The sequence below is a fragment of the Streptomyces sp. NPDC058697 genome (genome assembly GCF_042715345.1).
Taxonomy (GTDB): domain Bacteria; phylum Actinomycetota; class Actinomycetes; order Streptomycetales; family Streptomycetaceae; genus Streptomyces; species Streptomyces liliifuscus.
Genome location: NZ_JBHXSU010000003.1, coordinates 518,813 through 533,738, shown reverse-complemented (window position 1 = coordinate 533,738; position 14,926 = coordinate 518,813). Strand labels below are relative to the sequence as shown.

General features: G+C 70.6%; 10 protein-coding genes. All 10 read left to right on the top strand.

Annotated features, from left to right (window positions below):
- The first annotated feature begins 768 nt into the window (after nt 1-768).
- Nucleotides 769-3,264, top strand: a complete 2,496-nt coding sequence (locus ACFWXQ_RS10145) for a Pls/PosA family non-ribosomal peptide synthetase (RefSeq protein WP_383942385.1) — start codon at nt 769-771, stop codon at nt 3,262-3,264.
- Nucleotides 3,265-3,365: 101 nt separating this feature from the next.
- Entirely contained in the window at nt 3,366-5,720 is a 2,355-nt protein-coding gene (locus ACFWXQ_RS10140) for an amino acid adenylation domain-containing protein (RefSeq protein ID WP_383942389.1), read from the top strand.
- A 128-nt stretch (nt 5,721-5,848) separates the two neighbouring features.
- Nucleotides 5,849-6,853: a TauD/TfdA family dioxygenase gene (locus ACFWXQ_RS10135; protein WP_383942392.1), complete on the top strand. Its 1,005-nt coding sequence runs from the start codon at nt 5,849-5,851 to the stop codon at nt 6,851-6,853.
- On the top strand, nt 6,850-7,920 hold the full coding sequence (gene sbnB, locus ACFWXQ_RS10130; RefSeq protein ID WP_383942394.1) for a 2,3-diaminopropionate biosynthesis protein SbnB: 1,071 nt from the start codon (nt 6,850-6,852) through the stop codon (nt 7,918-7,920). Before ACFWXQ_RS10135 ends, sbnB begins: the two co-directional genes overlap by 4 nt.
- Nucleotides 7,921-7,981: 61 nt before the next feature.
- Complete coding sequence (sbnA, locus tag ACFWXQ_RS10125; RefSeq protein WP_383942397.1) at nt 7,982-8,971, top strand: 2,3-diaminopropionate biosynthesis protein SbnA; 990 nt, start codon at nt 7,982-7,984, stop codon at nt 8,969-8,971.
- Nucleotides 8,972-9,069: 98 nt separating this feature from the next.
- Nucleotides 9,070-10,704 (top strand): acyl-CoA dehydrogenase family protein, encoded by a 1,635-nt coding sequence (locus tag ACFWXQ_RS10120; protein WP_383942399.1) that lies wholly within the window; start codon nt 9,070-9,072, stop codon nt 10,702-10,704.
- A 322-nt stretch (nt 10,705-11,026) separates the two neighbouring features.
- Nucleotides 11,027-12,316: a GAF domain-containing protein gene (locus ACFWXQ_RS10115; protein ID WP_383942402.1), complete on the top strand. Its 1,290-nt coding sequence runs from the start codon at nt 11,027-11,029 to the stop codon at nt 12,314-12,316.
- A 269-nt stretch (nt 12,317-12,585) separates the two neighbouring features.
- Entirely contained in the window at nt 12,586-13,989 is a 1,404-nt protein-coding gene (locus ACFWXQ_RS10110) for a hypothetical protein (protein WP_383942406.1), read from the top strand.
- Between the two features lie 125 nt (nt 13,990-14,114).
- Entirely contained in the window at nt 14,115-14,684 is a 570-nt protein-coding gene (locus ACFWXQ_RS10105; protein WP_383942409.1) for a GNAT family N-acetyltransferase, read from the top strand.
- A 151-nt stretch (nt 14,685-14,835) separates the two neighbouring features.
- The gene (locus ACFWXQ_RS10100) at nt 14,836-14,919 is read left to right on the top strand and encodes a putative leader peptide (protein WP_313904670.1); all 84 of its coding nucleotides are present in this window, start codon (nt 14,836-14,838) and stop codon (nt 14,917-14,919) included.
- Nucleotides 14,920-14,926: the final 7 nt, after the last annotated feature.

Below are 14,926 nucleotides of genomic sequence, written 5' to 3'. Positions count from 1 at the left end.
AGGTTGCACTCATCCCGCGGTACCACGGCCCGGTCCGACGTGCCCGGCGGCGCGCTTGTGCCCCTCCCGGTTCCGTCATACGAAAGAAAAGCGGCAGCAACTCGACAGAAATCGTAAAGGAAAATCGAACCCGCTTTCTGTCATGACCGCGTTGGCCGAATTACTCACCCTCCAGAAGCGGAACGCGCGACAGCATATACGCCATCCATAAAGTGAGTTCCCCGGTCGCGCGTTCGGAGCGGACGATTCACGGGTGTTATCGATGAAGGTTCGAACGGCGAGAAAGCGCCATAGGACGAAACGCCCTTGACCCGTTCATGAGCACACAGAAACAATTCGGATTGCATTCCGCTGGGCACGTGGGGACGGCTCAGTGCACCACGACACGGGGGACTCAGAAAGGCCTGGACCAGGGCCCGACACAGCCGCGTTACCCGTGATCCGCGTGGGAACCACGCGGATCATGCCGTGCTGCTCTGCACCTTTTCTCGCGGCCACTTCAGACACTCGGCGAACAATATCCTCTCGTCTGCCATCTCGCTTCCATAAGCACAATTCTTCCTTCCGGCCCGAGCCTTCTTCCCGGAACAACTCTTTCTTCCGGCACACCGGAATCACATCGGAATCCTCCTGGTTCACCCACGCCTCAGGCATAGCCAATTCGGCTGCCCGATGAAACTGCGGGCGTGATTCCTTCGTATTCCCATCCGGAGTACCAATCACTCCGAACGGTCAACAAGTAGCAGTAATCATCAGCAAGGAGATCAAGTGGTGGTAAATCCGGGTGAGGTCACGACCGCCGCACCGGGCGGCGCCCTGACCGCGCACGCCCCGGCGAACGGCACCGAACACGTCCTCGCGGAGGTGCTCGCCGGTGTCGTACGCGTCGAGCAGGTCCCCGTCGACAGCCACTTCTTCGACGACCTCGGTGCCAACTCCCTGGTGATGGCCCACTTCTGCGCCCGGGTCAGGAAGCACCCCGACCTGCCGGCCGTGTCGATGCGTGACGTGTACGGCCACCCGACGATCCGGGGGCTCGCGGCGGCGCTCGCCGAGGTCCCGGACGAGCCGCCGGCGCCCGAGCCCGAACCGGCCGAGCCTCCCCCGCCTGGCAGCACCGCGCGCTATGTCCTGTGCGGAGCACTCCAGTTCCTGGTCTTCGCGGCGTACTGCCTGCTGTCCGGGCTCGTCACCGCACAGGGGTACGACTGGGTCTCGGGCGGCGAGGGCGTGGTGGACGTCTATCTGCGGTCGGCCGTCTTCGGCGGTGCCGTCTTCGTGGGGGTGTGCGCGCTGCCGGTGGTGGCCAAGTGGGTGCTGGTCGGCCGCTGGAAGGAGACCGAGTTCCCCGTCTGGAGCCTGGCCTATCTGCGCTTCTGGACGGTCAAGGCACTGCTGCACGCCAACCCGATGGTCCTCTTCGCCGGCAACCCGCTCTACGTGCTCTATCTGCGGGCGCTCGGGGCGAAGATCGGCAAGGGCGTCACGATCCTCTCCCACTCGGTCCCGGTCTGCACCGACCTGTTCACCGTCGGCGCGGGCACGGTGATCCGCAAGGACTCGTACTTCCTCTGCTACCAGGCACACGCAGGGCGGATACGCACCGGCCCGGTCACCCTGGGCCGGGACGTCTTCGTCGGCGAGAAGACCGTCCTCGACATCGGCACCTCCATGGGGGACGGCTCCCAGCTCGGCCACTCGTCCGCGCTGTACGGCGGCGCGTCGGTGCCGGACGGACAGCACTGGCACGGCTCCCCCGCCCAGCGCACGGACGTCGACCACGTACGGGTGGCGCCCGCGGACTGCGGCACCGCGCGGCGGGTGGGCTACGGCCTGGCCACCGTGCTGCAGACGCTGTTCCTCTACGTGCCGCTCCTCATCGGGGGTACGTACATGCTGCTCACGGTGGCACCCTCGCTTGACGTGCTGCTCGACCGGGAGACGCAGCACATCACGTCGGCGCGGTTCTACGCCGAGGCGCTCGGTCTGTCGCTCGCGCTCTTCGTCGGCTTCATCCTGATCGGCTTCGCCACCGTGTCCGTACTGCCCCGGCTGCTGAACCTGGTCCTCGAACCGGACCGGGTCTATCCGCTGTACGGCTTCCACTACTCGGTGCAGCGGGCCGTGGCGCGCCTGACCAACGTCAAGTTCTTCAAGTGGCTGTGCGGGGACAGCTCGTACATCGTCCACTACCTGCGGGCCCTCGGCTACGACCTCTCGCACGTCGAGCAGACCGGCTCCAACTTCGGTACGGAGGTGGGGCACGAGACGCCGTACCTGGCCACCGTCGGCAGCGGCACGATGGTCGCCGACGGGCTGTCGATCATGAACGCCGAGTTCTCCGGCACGTCGTTCCGCGTCTCGCGGACGTCGATCGGGGCGCACAACTTCCTCGGGAACCACATCGCCTACCCCGCCGGGGGCCGCACCGGCGAGAACTGCCTGCTCGCGACGAAGGTGATGGTCCCGCTCGACGGCGAGATACGCGAAGGGGTCGGCCTGCTGGGCTCGCCGCCCTTCGAGATCCCGAGGACCGTGGAGCGCGACACCCGCTTCGACCACCTCCGTGAGGGCGACGAGCTGCGCCGCCGCCTGACCGCGAAGAACGGGCACAACCTGCGCACCATGGGCCTGTTCCTGTTCATCCGGTGGTTCGACTGGTTCGCCCTCACGGTCCTCGGCTTCGCCGCCTTCGACCTGTACGGGGAGCTCGGTACCGCGGGCGGCCTGCTGATCGGCGCGTCCATGATCGTGGGCCTCGCGTTCACCACCGGCTACTACGTGCTGGTGGAGCGGCTGCTCTGCCGGTTCCGTCCGCTGGAGCCCCGGCTGCACTCCATCTACGACCCGCTCTTCTGGCGCCACGAGCGGCTGTGGAAGATCCCCGACACGCACATCGCCATCTTCAACGGCACCCCGTTCAAGAACCTGCTCTGGCGGCTGCTCGGGGTCCGGATCGGCCGCCGGGTCTTCGACGACGGGGCGTACATCACCGAGCGGACGCTCACCGCCATCGGCAGCGACAGCACGCTCGGCGCGCACAGCAAGGTGCAGTCGCACTCGCAGGAGGACGGCACCTTCAAGTCCGACCACATCGAGATCGGCGACGGCGTGACGCTCGGCGTCGGCGCGCTCGTCCACTACGGGGCGTCGATGGGCGACGGAGCCGTACTCGCCGCCGACTCCTTCCTGATGAAGGGCGAGGAAGTACCGGCGGGGGCGCACTGGGGCGGGAACCCGGCGGTCGCCCAGCGGCGCGCCTGACGGCTCCGCGGCACGGACGAGCTGCGCGGCCCGGACAGGCTCCGCGACACGGACAAGATCCGTGGCACAGCACAAGAAGGACAACAGGGGGAAGCAAGACCATGGAAACGATCCCGAAGTGGACGCTCGACCCGGTGCCCGGCACCGCGGAGTACGAAGTCCCGCTGCCCGAGGGCCTGTTGCGGGAACCCCGCGCTCTCCTGGCCGCACACGCACGGGTCCTCGCCGCACTGTCCGGCGAGCGCGAGGTGACGGTCGGGTACGTGGCGGCGAAGGGCGAGCGGCCGAGGCCCTGCCAACTGACCGTCGGCACCGGCTCCTGGCACGACCTGCTGGACCACATACGCGAGGCCGAGGCGGACCCGGCCGCGCAGGGGGCGGGAGACGAACCTGCGGCCTTCGAGACGGTGCTCGATCCGCACGGCGGCCGGGGCCCCGAGGACACCGTGCTGCACGTGGCGTTCGAGGACCACACCCTGCGCCTGCGCTACCGCACCGACGTCCTCGACGCCGACGCCGCCGCCCGGATCGCCGGCTACCACCTCACCGCGCTCACCCTGCTCACCGACGACCCGGACGCCGAGCCCGGCCGGCGGAGTCTGCTGTCCGACGACGAACTCCGCCTCCAGCTCGACGGACTGGCGGGGCCGCACCGCGAGCTGCCGGACCGCCGGGTCCACGAGCTGTTCGAGGACAGGGTGTTGGCCCACCCCGACGCCGTCGCGGCCGTGCGGGGCGACCAGGAGTGGACGTACCAGGAGCTCAACTCCCGGGCGAACCAGCTGGGTCGGGCCCTGCTGACCCGCGGGCTGCGCCCCGAGGAAGTCGTCGCGGTGGTCATGGAACGCGACCTGGACTGGATGGCCGCCGTCCTCGCCGTCCTCAAGGCGGGCGGCGTGTATCTGCCCATCGAGCCGCACTTCCCCGCCGAACGCATCGCGGCCACCCTGGCGCGTGCCGGCTGCGAACTCGTCCTGACCGAAGACGGCAGCACCACCACCCTGGACGAGGCGGACACCGACGCCCGCGTCCTGCACGTCGACGCGGCCTACGCGGAGAACCACCCCGACGGCGACCTCGGCATCCCCGTCGCCGCCGGCCAACTCGCCTACATCTACTTCACGTCCGGCTCCACCGGCGAGCCCAAGGGCGCGATGTGCGAGCACTCCGGCTTCCTCAACCACGTCCACGCCAAGCTCGACGACCTGGGCGTCGGCGAGGGCCAGGTGGTCGCCCAGACCGCACCCCAGTGCTTCGACATCTCGCTGTGGCAGCTGGTCTCCGCACTCCTGGTCGGCGGCCGGACCCTGCTGGTCGAACAGGAGGTGATCCTGGACGTCCCGCGGTTCGTGGACACGATCACCGGGGGCCGGGTCAATGTCCTCCAGGTGGTCCCGTCGTATCTGGAGGCCGTGCTCGCCGAGTTGGAGCAGCGTCCGCGCGAACTGCCGGACCTGCACTGTGTGTCGGTCACCGGGGAGGCGGTGAAGAAGGAGCTCGTCGAGCGCTGGTTCGCGGCCGAGCCCGCCATCCGGCTGGTCAACGCGTACGGGCTGACCGAGACCTCGGACGACACCAATCACGAGGTCATGTCCCGGGTACCGGACCAGGACCGCGTCCCGCTCGGGCGGCCGGTCGCCAATGTGCGCGTGTATGTCGTCGACGAGGACCTGTCCCCCGTACCGCTCGGCGCGCCCGGCGAGATCGTCTTCTCCGGGGTCTGTGTCGGGCGCGGGTACGTCAATGACCCCGAGCGGACCCGGGCGGCGTTCACCACCGACCCGTACCGCCCCGGTGAGCGGCTCTACCGCAGTGGTGACCACGGCCGTTGGCTGCCCGACGGCAAGCTGGAGTTCCTCGGCCGCCGGGACAGCCAGGTCAAGATCCGCGGCTTCCGTATCGAGATCGGCGAGATCGAGAACGCGCTGCTGCGGGTGCCCGGGGTCCGGGACGGCGCCGTGGTCGTCGTGGGCGGCACGCGGCTGGTGGCGTTCTGCGCCGGGCCCGACACGCTCGGCTCGGGATCCGGCCGGCTCGGCGCGGGAGCCGTACGGAAGCGGCTGGCCGTGTCGCTGCCCGCGTACATGGTCCCCTCGGCCGTCCACTGGCGGGAGAGCCTGCCGCTGACCGCCAACGGCAAGACCGACCGGAAGACGCTGACCAGGCTCGCAGGTGAGCTCGACTCCGCCGGGAACGGCTCCTCGGGCGCCGGTCACGGCTCGCACGCGCCCGGCACCGCGAGCGAGCGCCGGGTGGCTGCGGCCTGGGCCCAGGTGCTCGGCATCCCCGGCGACCGGATCGGCCGCCGGGACCACTTCTTCGACCGCGGCGGCACCTCGCTCGCGGCGGTGAAGCTCGCGATCGCCCTGGACCGGGCGATCACCCTCAAGGACGTCACCCGCCATCCGGTCCTCGCGGACCTGGCGGAGTTCCTGGACACCCCCGCCCCCTCCTGAACGACGGCCGACACACCGACCACGCCGACCACACGGAAGAGACGGAACCGAAGGCACCGACGACACCCATGACCGGAACACCGCACACCCGCACGACCGAACACCGCAAGGCCGAAAGGAAGCACCTGATGTCGTCTTCATCTCCGACGTTGCTACCGGACGTCGACCTGCGCCCCGGCAGCCCTCCGATCCTGCGCACCGACGCCGCGGGCAACACGGCGGACTGGGCGGCCGAACACCGCGACGCGCTGCGGGCCGTCGTCGCCGAGCACGGCAGCCTGCTGGTACGCGGCCTCGGGCTGCGCGACCCGGACACCACCGCGGCCGTCTTCCGCCGGCTGGCCACCGGCCTGATGCCCGACCGAGAGTCCTTCGCACCCCGGCGGACCTACGAGGACGGTGTGTACTCCTCCTCCAAATGGCCGCCGAACCAGCAGATGTGCATGCACCACGAGCTCAGCTACGCGCTGGAGTTCCCCGGCCTGATGCTGTACGCCTGCCTCGACGCGCCCGACCAGGGCGGCGCCACCGCGGTCGCCGACGCGCCGACCGTGCTCGACGCGCTGCCCGCCTCCCTCACCGCACGGTTCGAGCGGGAGGGCTGGCTGCTCACCCGCACGTACAACGACGAGATCGGGGCGAGCCTCGCCGAGGCCTTCGGCACCGAGGACCGCGCGGCGGTCGAGCACTACTGCCGGGTGCACGCCATCGAGTTCGCCTGGCAGGGCGACGGCTCCCTGCGCACCCGGCAGCGCCGCAGTGCCGTGGTCCGCCACCCGGTCACCGGGCGGCGCTGCTGGTTCAACCAGATCGCGTTCCTCAACGAGTGGACCATGGACCCCGAGGTGCGCGAGTACCTGGTGGACGTCTACGGCTCCGACGGGCTCCCCTTCAACACCCGCTACGGCAACGGCGACCCGGTCGACGAGGACGTCGTACTGATCATCAACGAGGTGTACGGGGCCCACACCGCACGCGAGCCGTGGCACTCCGGTGACCTGCTGCTCGTCGACAACATCCGCACCGCGCACAGCAGGGAGCCCTTCGAGGGGCCCCGCGAGGTGCTCGCCGCCCTGGGCGACCCGGTCCGGCTGACCGACTGCGCACCGACCATCGAAGTGAGGGCCGCATGACCACCACGGACGAGAACGGCACGACCACCACGGAACCGGGGACACCGACGGCTCCCCCGTTCACCGTCGTCTCCGGCGCCCAGGTCCACGAGGCCCTGCACGGGCGGGAGTCCGAGATCGTCGACCTGGTCGAGTCGGTGTACCGGCTGCACGGCGCGGGCGACTCGGTGAACCCTCCGTCGTACTTCCTGCGCTTCCCGGACCGTCCGTCGTCCCGGATCATCGCGCTGCCCGCCTCGATCGGCGGACCGGTGGGGGTGGACGGCCTGAAATGGGTCTCCAGCTTCCCCGGGAACACGGCGAGCGGTCTGCCGCGCGCCTCGGCCGTGCTGATCCTCAACGACCACGACACGGGCTATCCGTTCGCGTGCCTGGAGAGCTCGATCATCAGCGCCACGCGGACGGCGGCCTCGGCGGCACTCGCGGCCGACCGGCTCAGCCGCGACCGCGAGCGGCCCACCCGGGTCGGGTTCGTCGGGACGGGTCTGATCGCCCGCTACATCCACACCCATCTGGCCGCCACCGGCTGGTCGTTCGAGGAGACCGGGGTGTACGACCTGTCCGCGGACAGCGCGGCCGGCTTCAGCGGCTATCTGGAGCGGTCGGGCGCCAAGGGCCGGATCACCGTGCACGACAGCGCCGAGTCGCTGGTCCGCTCCAGTGACCTGCTGGTCTTCGCCACCGTCGCGGCCACACCGCACATCCACGACCCGGCGTGGTTCTCCCACGCCCCGCTCGTGCTGCATGTGTCGCTGCGCGACCTGGCGCCGGAGATCCTGCTCGGCTCGGCCAACTTCGTGGACGACGTCGAGCACTGCCTCAAGGCGGACACGTCACCACATCTGGCCGAACAGCTCACCGGCGGCCGCGACTTCCTCGACGGCACGCTGGACGACGTGCTCTGCGGGCGGGTGACCGTACCGGCGGACCGGACGGTGGTGTTCTCGCCCTTCGGCCTCGGGGTCCTCGACCTCGCGGTCGGCAAGTTCGTCCACGACGAGGTGGCCCGAAGGGGCGAGCCGCACGTCGTCGACGGCTTCTTCCACGAACTGCGCCGGTACGGCTGACCGGCGGGCACCGCGCCACGCGAGGAGCGGAGCGCGGTGCCGCATGAAGGAGGGGGACATCATGCCCGTCATATCCGAGCCCACACAGTTCAACGAGGACGACCTCTACGTCGACCTGCGGGCGGCGCTGGGGCTGCCGCTCTTCCTGAAGTGCGAGGGGTTCAACTTCGCGGGGTCGATCAAACTGAAGGCCGCGACCGAGATGGTCAACGCCGCCGAGCGCGACGGCGTCCTGCGACCGGGGTCCGTCATGGTCGAGTCGTCGTCCGGGAACCTCGGCGTGGCGCTGAGCATGATCGCGGCGAGCCGTGGCTACGGGTTCCTGTGCGTGACCGACTCGCGCTGCAATCCGGCGACCCGGCGGATGATGGAGGCGCTGGGGAGCGTCGTCCATGTGATCGACGAACCCGATCTGCACGGCGGCTTCCTGGGCGCGCGGATCGCGTACGTGAGCGCTGTGTGCGCCTCGGACGACCGGTACGTCTGGCTCAACCAGTACGCCAACGAGGGCAACTGGCGTGCGCACTACCGCACCACGGCACCGGCCATCGCCCGCCGTTTCCCGCACCTGGACGTGCTGTTCGTGGGGGCCGGCACCACCGGCACCCTGATGGGCTGCGCGCGCTGGTTCTGGCAGCAGCGGCGCCGGGTGCGGATCGTGGCCGTGGACACCGTCGGCTCGGTGACGTTCGGGGGGCCGCCCGCTCCCCGGATGATCCCGGGTCTGGGCATGGCCGTCCGTCCACCGCTGCTCGACGAGTCCTACGTGGACGACGTGATGCACGTCCCGGAGCCGGACACGCTGCGTGCCTGCCGCCGGCTGGCCGCCCGGGGCTTCCTGTTCGGCGGCTCCACCGGCACCGTGGTCAGCGGCGCGTCCGACTGGCTGGCCCGCCACGGACGGCGCAACCTCACGGCGGTGGCGATCGCCCCCGACCTCGGCGAGCGCTACCTCGACACGGTCCACAGCCCGGGCTGGGGGGTGAACGTCCACGGCGAGGACACGCTCGGCGGCTCCGGCGAACTGGCCGCCCTGTCACATCCCGCCTGACCTGCCCGGCTGACCTGTACGGCGGGGCGAAAAGGGGCTCGGTGCGGTGCGGCGGGAGTTTGGTGACGACCGCCGTACCGAGGGGTAGGTTCGGGGACATGGCAGCCAGCACCCACACCGTGACCAACCAGGCTCCGCCGCTGGTCTCGTACGACGTCTTCAACGCCGACCGTGCCCTCGTCGAGGCGGTCGACCGGCACCTGGACCCACAGCTGCTCGACGAGGCGTACGCCGATCTGTCGGCCCTCGGGCGGACCTCCGGATCGGCGCAGGTCCAGACGTGGGGGGCGCTGGCCAACGAGAACCCGCCGCAGCTGCGCACCCACGACCGCTACGGCAACCGGATCGACGAGGTCGACTTCCATCCGTCCTGGCACCGGCTGCTCGGCAAGGGTGTCTCGGCGGGTCTGACGGCGGCGTGGTCACAGCCCGGCGGGCATGTGCGGCGCGCGGCCGCCTTCGTGGTCTGGACGCAGGTCGAGGCGGGGAACGGCTGTCCGCTGTCGATGACGCACGCGGCGGTGCCCGCGCTGCGCACCGACCCGGCGCTCGCCGCCGAGTGGGAGCCCCGCCTCACCTCCCTGGTCTACGACCAGGGTCTGCGGCCCGCCGACCAGAAGGCCGGCGTGCTCCTCGGGATGGGCATGACGGAGAAGCAGGGCGGCAGCGACGTACGCGCCAACACGACCCAGGCGCGGCCGCTCGCCGAGGACGGGACGTACGAGCTGACGGGCCACAAGTGGTTCTGCTCGGCGCCGATGTCGGACGGCTTCCTGGTGCTGGCGCAGGCTCCCGGCGGGCTGACGTGTTTCCTGGTGCCGCGGGTCCTCGGCGACGGCACACGGAACGTGTTCCGCATCCAGCGGCTCAAGGACAAGCTGGGCAACCGGTCGAACGCGTCGGCCGAGGTCGAGTTCGACGGCACGTGGGCGCGCCGGGTCGGCGACGAGGGGCGCGGGGTGCGCACCATCATCGGGATGGTCGCGGCGACCCGGCTGGACTGTGTGCTCGGCTCGGCTGGTCTGATGCGGCAGGCCGTCGCACAGGCCGTGCACCACTCCACGTACCGCGAGGCGTTCGGCGGCAGGCTGATCGACAAGCCGCTGATGCGGAACGTCCTCGCGGACCTGGCCCTGGAGTCGGAGGCCGCGACGACGCTCGGGCTGCGCCTGGCCGCCGCGTACGACGACGGGGGCGAGCAGGAGCGGGCGTTCCTGCGGATCGCCGTACCGGCCGCGAAGTACTGGGTGACCAAGCGCTGCACACCGGTCGCGGTGGAGGCCCTGGAGTGCCTGGGCGGCAATGGTTACGTGGAGGAGTCGGGCATGCCTCGGCTGTTGCGCGAGTCGCCGCTCAACTCCGTGTGGGAGGGCGCGGGCAACGTCCAGGCGCTGGACGTCCTGCGCGCCCTGCAACGCGAACCGGCGACCCTCAACGCCTACTTGCAGGAGGTCGGCAAGGCCCGCGGCGCCGACCACCGGCTGGACGGCGCGATCAAAAACCTGCTGACCGAACTCGCCGACCTGGACGGCATCGAGGGACGCGCCCGGCGACTCGTCGAGCGGATCGCCGTGGTCCTCCAGGGCTCGCTGCTGGTCCGGTTCGCGCCGCCGGAGGTCGCCGACGCGTTCTGCGCCTCACGCCTCGGCGGAGACTGGGGAGCGTCGTTCGGAACCCTGCCGCACACCCTGGACCTCGGCTCGGTCGTGGAGCGGGCGCGGCCCGTTTCCTGAGCCGCCGTCAACAGGCGTACGGGGCACGGGGGTGGTGCTGCGCCGACACGGCACCACCCCCGTTCCATGGCCCCGTTGAGCGGAGCACGCACACCGCACGAGGCGGCGTTGCGCCAATTTTTGGACACGCGGCGGAAGTTCACCAGGGTTGCAGGGGGTTGCAACCTCTCCGCACCCTGCGTGAAATCTCCGCTTCGCGTCCGGAGTGTCGCCCTCCGCGACGGACAGACGGCACTATGAGACGTGCAGTCAGTACGGGTTTCGGGTCCCACGGCCGGGTGGCCGGGGCCGGTTGCCCGCTCAGGCTCTCCGGGAGGACCCAGTGGTGTACTCGCCGATGGACGTGACGCGGCTCGCCGCGGTGGACGCAGCGCAGGCGGCACGGGTGCTCGACGAGGTGCGCCACGCGACGCTGGCCGGAGAGCGCGCCCGGCTCGACCCGCGGCCGGTCATCGGGGAGTCCTGGGGGCGGATGCTGCGCTCCGGCGTCGATCCCGACCACGACTTCCGGGCCGGGGTGCTCGGCCCCGACGAGATAGAGCGGCGCCGGCGCGACTCCCCGCTGCGGCACGTCCTTCCGGTACTGCGGCAGGGGCTGCTGTCGGTCGCGGACACCACCCAGCACATCATGGTCGTGGCGGACGCGCAGAGCCGGGTGCTGTGGCGCGAGGGCAGCCGGTCCGTGCTGCGCAAGGCCGACGGCTTCGGCTTCGAGATCGGCGCGGACTGGCGCGAGGAGGTCGTCGGCACGAACGGTGTCGGCACGCCCGCCGTCGCCCGCCGCCCCGTCCAGGTCTTCGCCGCCGAACACTTCGTACGCACGCACTCCGCCTGGACCTGCACCGGCGCGCCCATCACCGACCCGCGCGACGGCCGGCTGATCGGGGTCGTGGACATCAGCGGGCCCTGGGAGACCATGCACCCGGCGACGCTCGCCTGGGTCGACTCGGTGGCCAAGCTCGCCGAGGCACGGCTGCGGGAGCGGCATCTGACCACGCTCGACCGGCTGCGCGCGGTGGCGGCGCCGGTGCTCGCCCGGGTCACCGGCCGCGCGCTCGCCGTCGACAAGGACGGCTGGACCGCCGCGATCACCGGTATGCCGTACGTGGACAGGCTCGCGCTGCCCGGCACGATCGGCACGGACCGGATCTGGCTGCCCACGCTCGGCCCCTGCTCGGTGGAACCGCTGCCCGGCGGCTGGCTGGTGCGTGCCTCGGACGAGGAGCCCGCGCCCCGCGGCGCCACCCGGATCGCCCTCGACCTGTCGCAGCCGCGCCGCTGGTCGGTGACCGTGGCAGGCGTCACCGGCACCTGGACCCACGAACTGAGCCCGCGCCACGCCGAGTTGCTCTACCTCCTGGCCCTGCACCGCACGGGCCTCAGCGCCGCGGCCCTGGCCGACGCCCTGTTCGGCGACCCCACCCGCACGGTGACCGTACGAGCCGAGATGTCACGCGTACGCCGATACCTGGGCGCGGTCCTGGACCACCGGCCGTATCGTTTCTGCGAGTCGGCAGAGGTCCAACCAGTCCTGCCACCGGACCCCTTGGACCTACTCCCCCACTCAACGGCACCGGGAGTACTGAGGGCAAGGCACGCGCCCCGTTCGTAGGGGGCGGTAGCCCTTGCCTTCAATAGGGGGCGGTAGCCCTTGCTTTTAAGGGGCGCGGGGAACTGCGCGACAAGCCCCCACCGGCCGGCAGCCAAAACACGACACCCCCGCCCAACCCGCAGAGCGAACCGCCCCAGACCTATTCCGGTGTATTCGACCGGACTCGCCACACCCTGACGTACCATCCTTCCCACGGCCCCCCACATCCGCCCCCTCCGGCGCTCAACCGCCGGATCGCAGGAGGCAGTTGGCCGACGACGGGAGGACCTATGACGTACCGAGGCAGACACCGCCGCCGGAACAAGGGGCGTGTCCTGCGGGCCACGCTGTCCGGGACCGCCCTCGCCCTCACCGCCGCCGCCACCATCATCAGCACCTCGCAGGCCGCCGGAAGCGACAACCCCGGCCCGCTGACGTCGATCACCTCCTCCTCCGAGGTCAACAAGCTCCAGCTGCACGAGAACCTGGTCAGCGGCACGACGCTCGACACGCTCCAGAGCGGAATGGGCGGGAACGTCGGGGTCGACGCCGTCCTCGACAGCGCCGACCACCCGATGCGGAACAAGGCCGACTGCGACGACACCGAGTCGGCGGCCCTGCCCGTCGAGCCGACCGCCACCCGCGCCTACTGCTGGGACAGCGGGGACGCGACGACACAGAAGTGGCTGCCGCAGTCCGTCACCACCTCCGGGGACGCCGACAACGACGGCAAGTGGGGCTCCGACCGGGTCATCCTCGCGGGCTGGACGCACAACGACCACAAGGCGGGCGAACCCGCCGACGACAAGGGCCTCGCCCGGGTCGCGTTCATCGACGCGAACGACCCGGAGAACCTCAGGTACCGCTGGGTCCTGCTGGTCGCCCCGCTCTCCGGCGGCAAGGACTTCGGAGCGGTCCGCTCCCACGTCGGCGGCATGGTCTGGTACCAGGACAAGCTGATCGTCACCGCGAAGAACGGCGCCGACCACAACAACGCGCTGTTCGTCTTCGACATGAACCGCATCCTCCAGGCCGACGTCAACAGCACCGAGATCGGCAAGGTGAGCGGCGGCTGGTCGGCGCGCGGCTACCAGTACGTGATGCCGGCCATCGGCTCGTACAACCTCACCGGTGGAGCCTGTTCCGCGAGCAATAACAACGCGGTCCCCTGCTTCGGCTCGATCTCCCTGGACCGTACGTCGACCCCGGACAGCCTGGTGGCCAACGAGTGGTTCAGCTCGACCAGCACTGAGCCGGCCCGCGTCTGGCGCTACCACTACAGCACCGCGAGCGACCGCACGGGCCTGCTCGGCAGCAACGCCAGTGGCGACGTGAACGCCGACGAGGCGTACGAGACCGAGGCCGTCGGGCTGCAGGGCGTCCTCTCCCACAAACCGAGCGGCGCGAGCGAGCCCGACTGGTACGCGGGGTACGCGCCGGGCACCCGCGACCGGCACGGCACGCTCTGGCGGCAGAACGAGAGCACCGCCAAGGCCGCGAAGTGCGGGGCCGGCGGGTCGTACGCCTGCTGGGGGCAGCACACCGAGTCCCTGTCGTACTGGCAGGAGACCGGCGAGCTGTGGACCCTCACGGAGTGGGCGGCGAACAAGGACAACGAATGGGAGCTGCCCGCCATCCCGGAGCGCGTGCTGTACGCGGTCCCGCTGTCGGAGGTCGACGGCTCGGTGGAGTAGTCCGAAGGCTCCGGCGGCCCGGCCTCGGGCGTCAGCGGTGAGCCCGCGCGAGCCGTCAACGTGAGCACCCGTGGAGGCGGGCCCCGCTTTGGAGCGGGGCCCGCCTTCGTGGTTCGCTGGCCCGCATGAGCATCGCTGTGACCACGTGGTCCCTGGAGCAGGTCTCCCCGGCCGACCAGCTGCCCGCCGCCGCCCCCGACGGCGACGTCCGGATCGTCCGCGCCGAGGTGCCCTCCCCCGAGTTCAGCCGCTATCTGTACGCGGCGGTCGGCGGCGACATCCGCTGGACGGACCGGCTCGGCTGGACGTACGCGCAGTGGCAGGAGGACCTGGACCGGCCGGGCGCCGAGACCTGGGTCGCGTACGACCGCGGGACGCCCGCCGGGTACGTACAGCTGGAGCCGCAGGACGACGGTGTCGTGGAGATCGTCTACTTCGGGCTGATCCCCGCCTTCCGGGGCCGGCGCATCGGCGGGTACCTCCTCTCCCACGGCGTGGCACGGGCCTGGGACCTCGCCGACCGCTGGCCGGGGCGGGCGCAGACGAAGCGCGTCTGGTTGCATACATGCAGCAAGGACGGCGAGCACGCGATGGACAATTACCTGCGCCGCGGCTTCAAGCTCTTCGACACCAAGGTCGAGGAGGAGCCGGACGTGACGGCACCCGGGCCCTGGCCCGGAGCACACGTAGGCTGACCTGGCACGACGTGGCCGGATCCGGGCCATGTCCCCGGCCGTGCGACCGGCTCTGTGACCGACACCACCCTTGTCTTGCATATCGAGACAAGGGTGTCCGCATCGTGGACGAAGCTGGACTGTGTCCAGATCGCCGTGACACGCTTCCGTCATGTCTGGAACTGGAATTGCCTTGGTGAGTCGGCGGCACGTCGACCTCGGCCGCATGTCCAGCGCCATCTGTCCGGCCTGCTGACACAAGG

Bases quoted from the DNA above. Each gene is read 5' to 3' on its own strand.
- ACFWXQ_RS10140 (WP_383942389.1), top strand. From the start codon at position 3,366: ATGGAAACGATCCCGAAGTGGACGCTCGACCCGGTGCCCGGCACCGCG.
- ACFWXQ_RS10135 (WP_383942392.1), top strand. From the start codon at position 5,849: ATGTCGTCTTCATCTCCGACGTTGCTACCGGACGTCGACCTGCGCCCC.
- sbnB (WP_383942394.1), top strand. From the start codon at position 6,850: ATGACCACCACGGACGAGAACGGCACGACCACCACGGAACCGGGGACA.
- sbnA (WP_383942397.1), top strand. From the start codon at position 7,982: ATGCCCGTCATATCCGAGCCCACACAGTTCAACGAGGACGACCTCTAC.
- ACFWXQ_RS10120 (WP_383942399.1), top strand. From the start codon at position 9,070: ATGGCAGCCAGCACCCACACCGTGACCAACCAGGCTCCGCCGCTGGTC.
- ACFWXQ_RS10110 (WP_383942406.1), top strand. From the start codon at position 12,586: ATGACGTACCGAGGCAGACACCGCCGCCGGAACAAGGGGCGTGTCCTG.
- ACFWXQ_RS10105 (WP_383942409.1), top strand. From the start codon at position 14,115: ATGAGCATCGCTGTGACCACGTGGTCCCTGGAGCAGGTCTCCCCGGCC.
- ACFWXQ_RS10100 (WP_313904670.1), top strand. From the start codon at position 14,836: ATGTCTGGAACTGGAATTGCCTTGGTGAGTCGGCGGCACGTCGACCTC.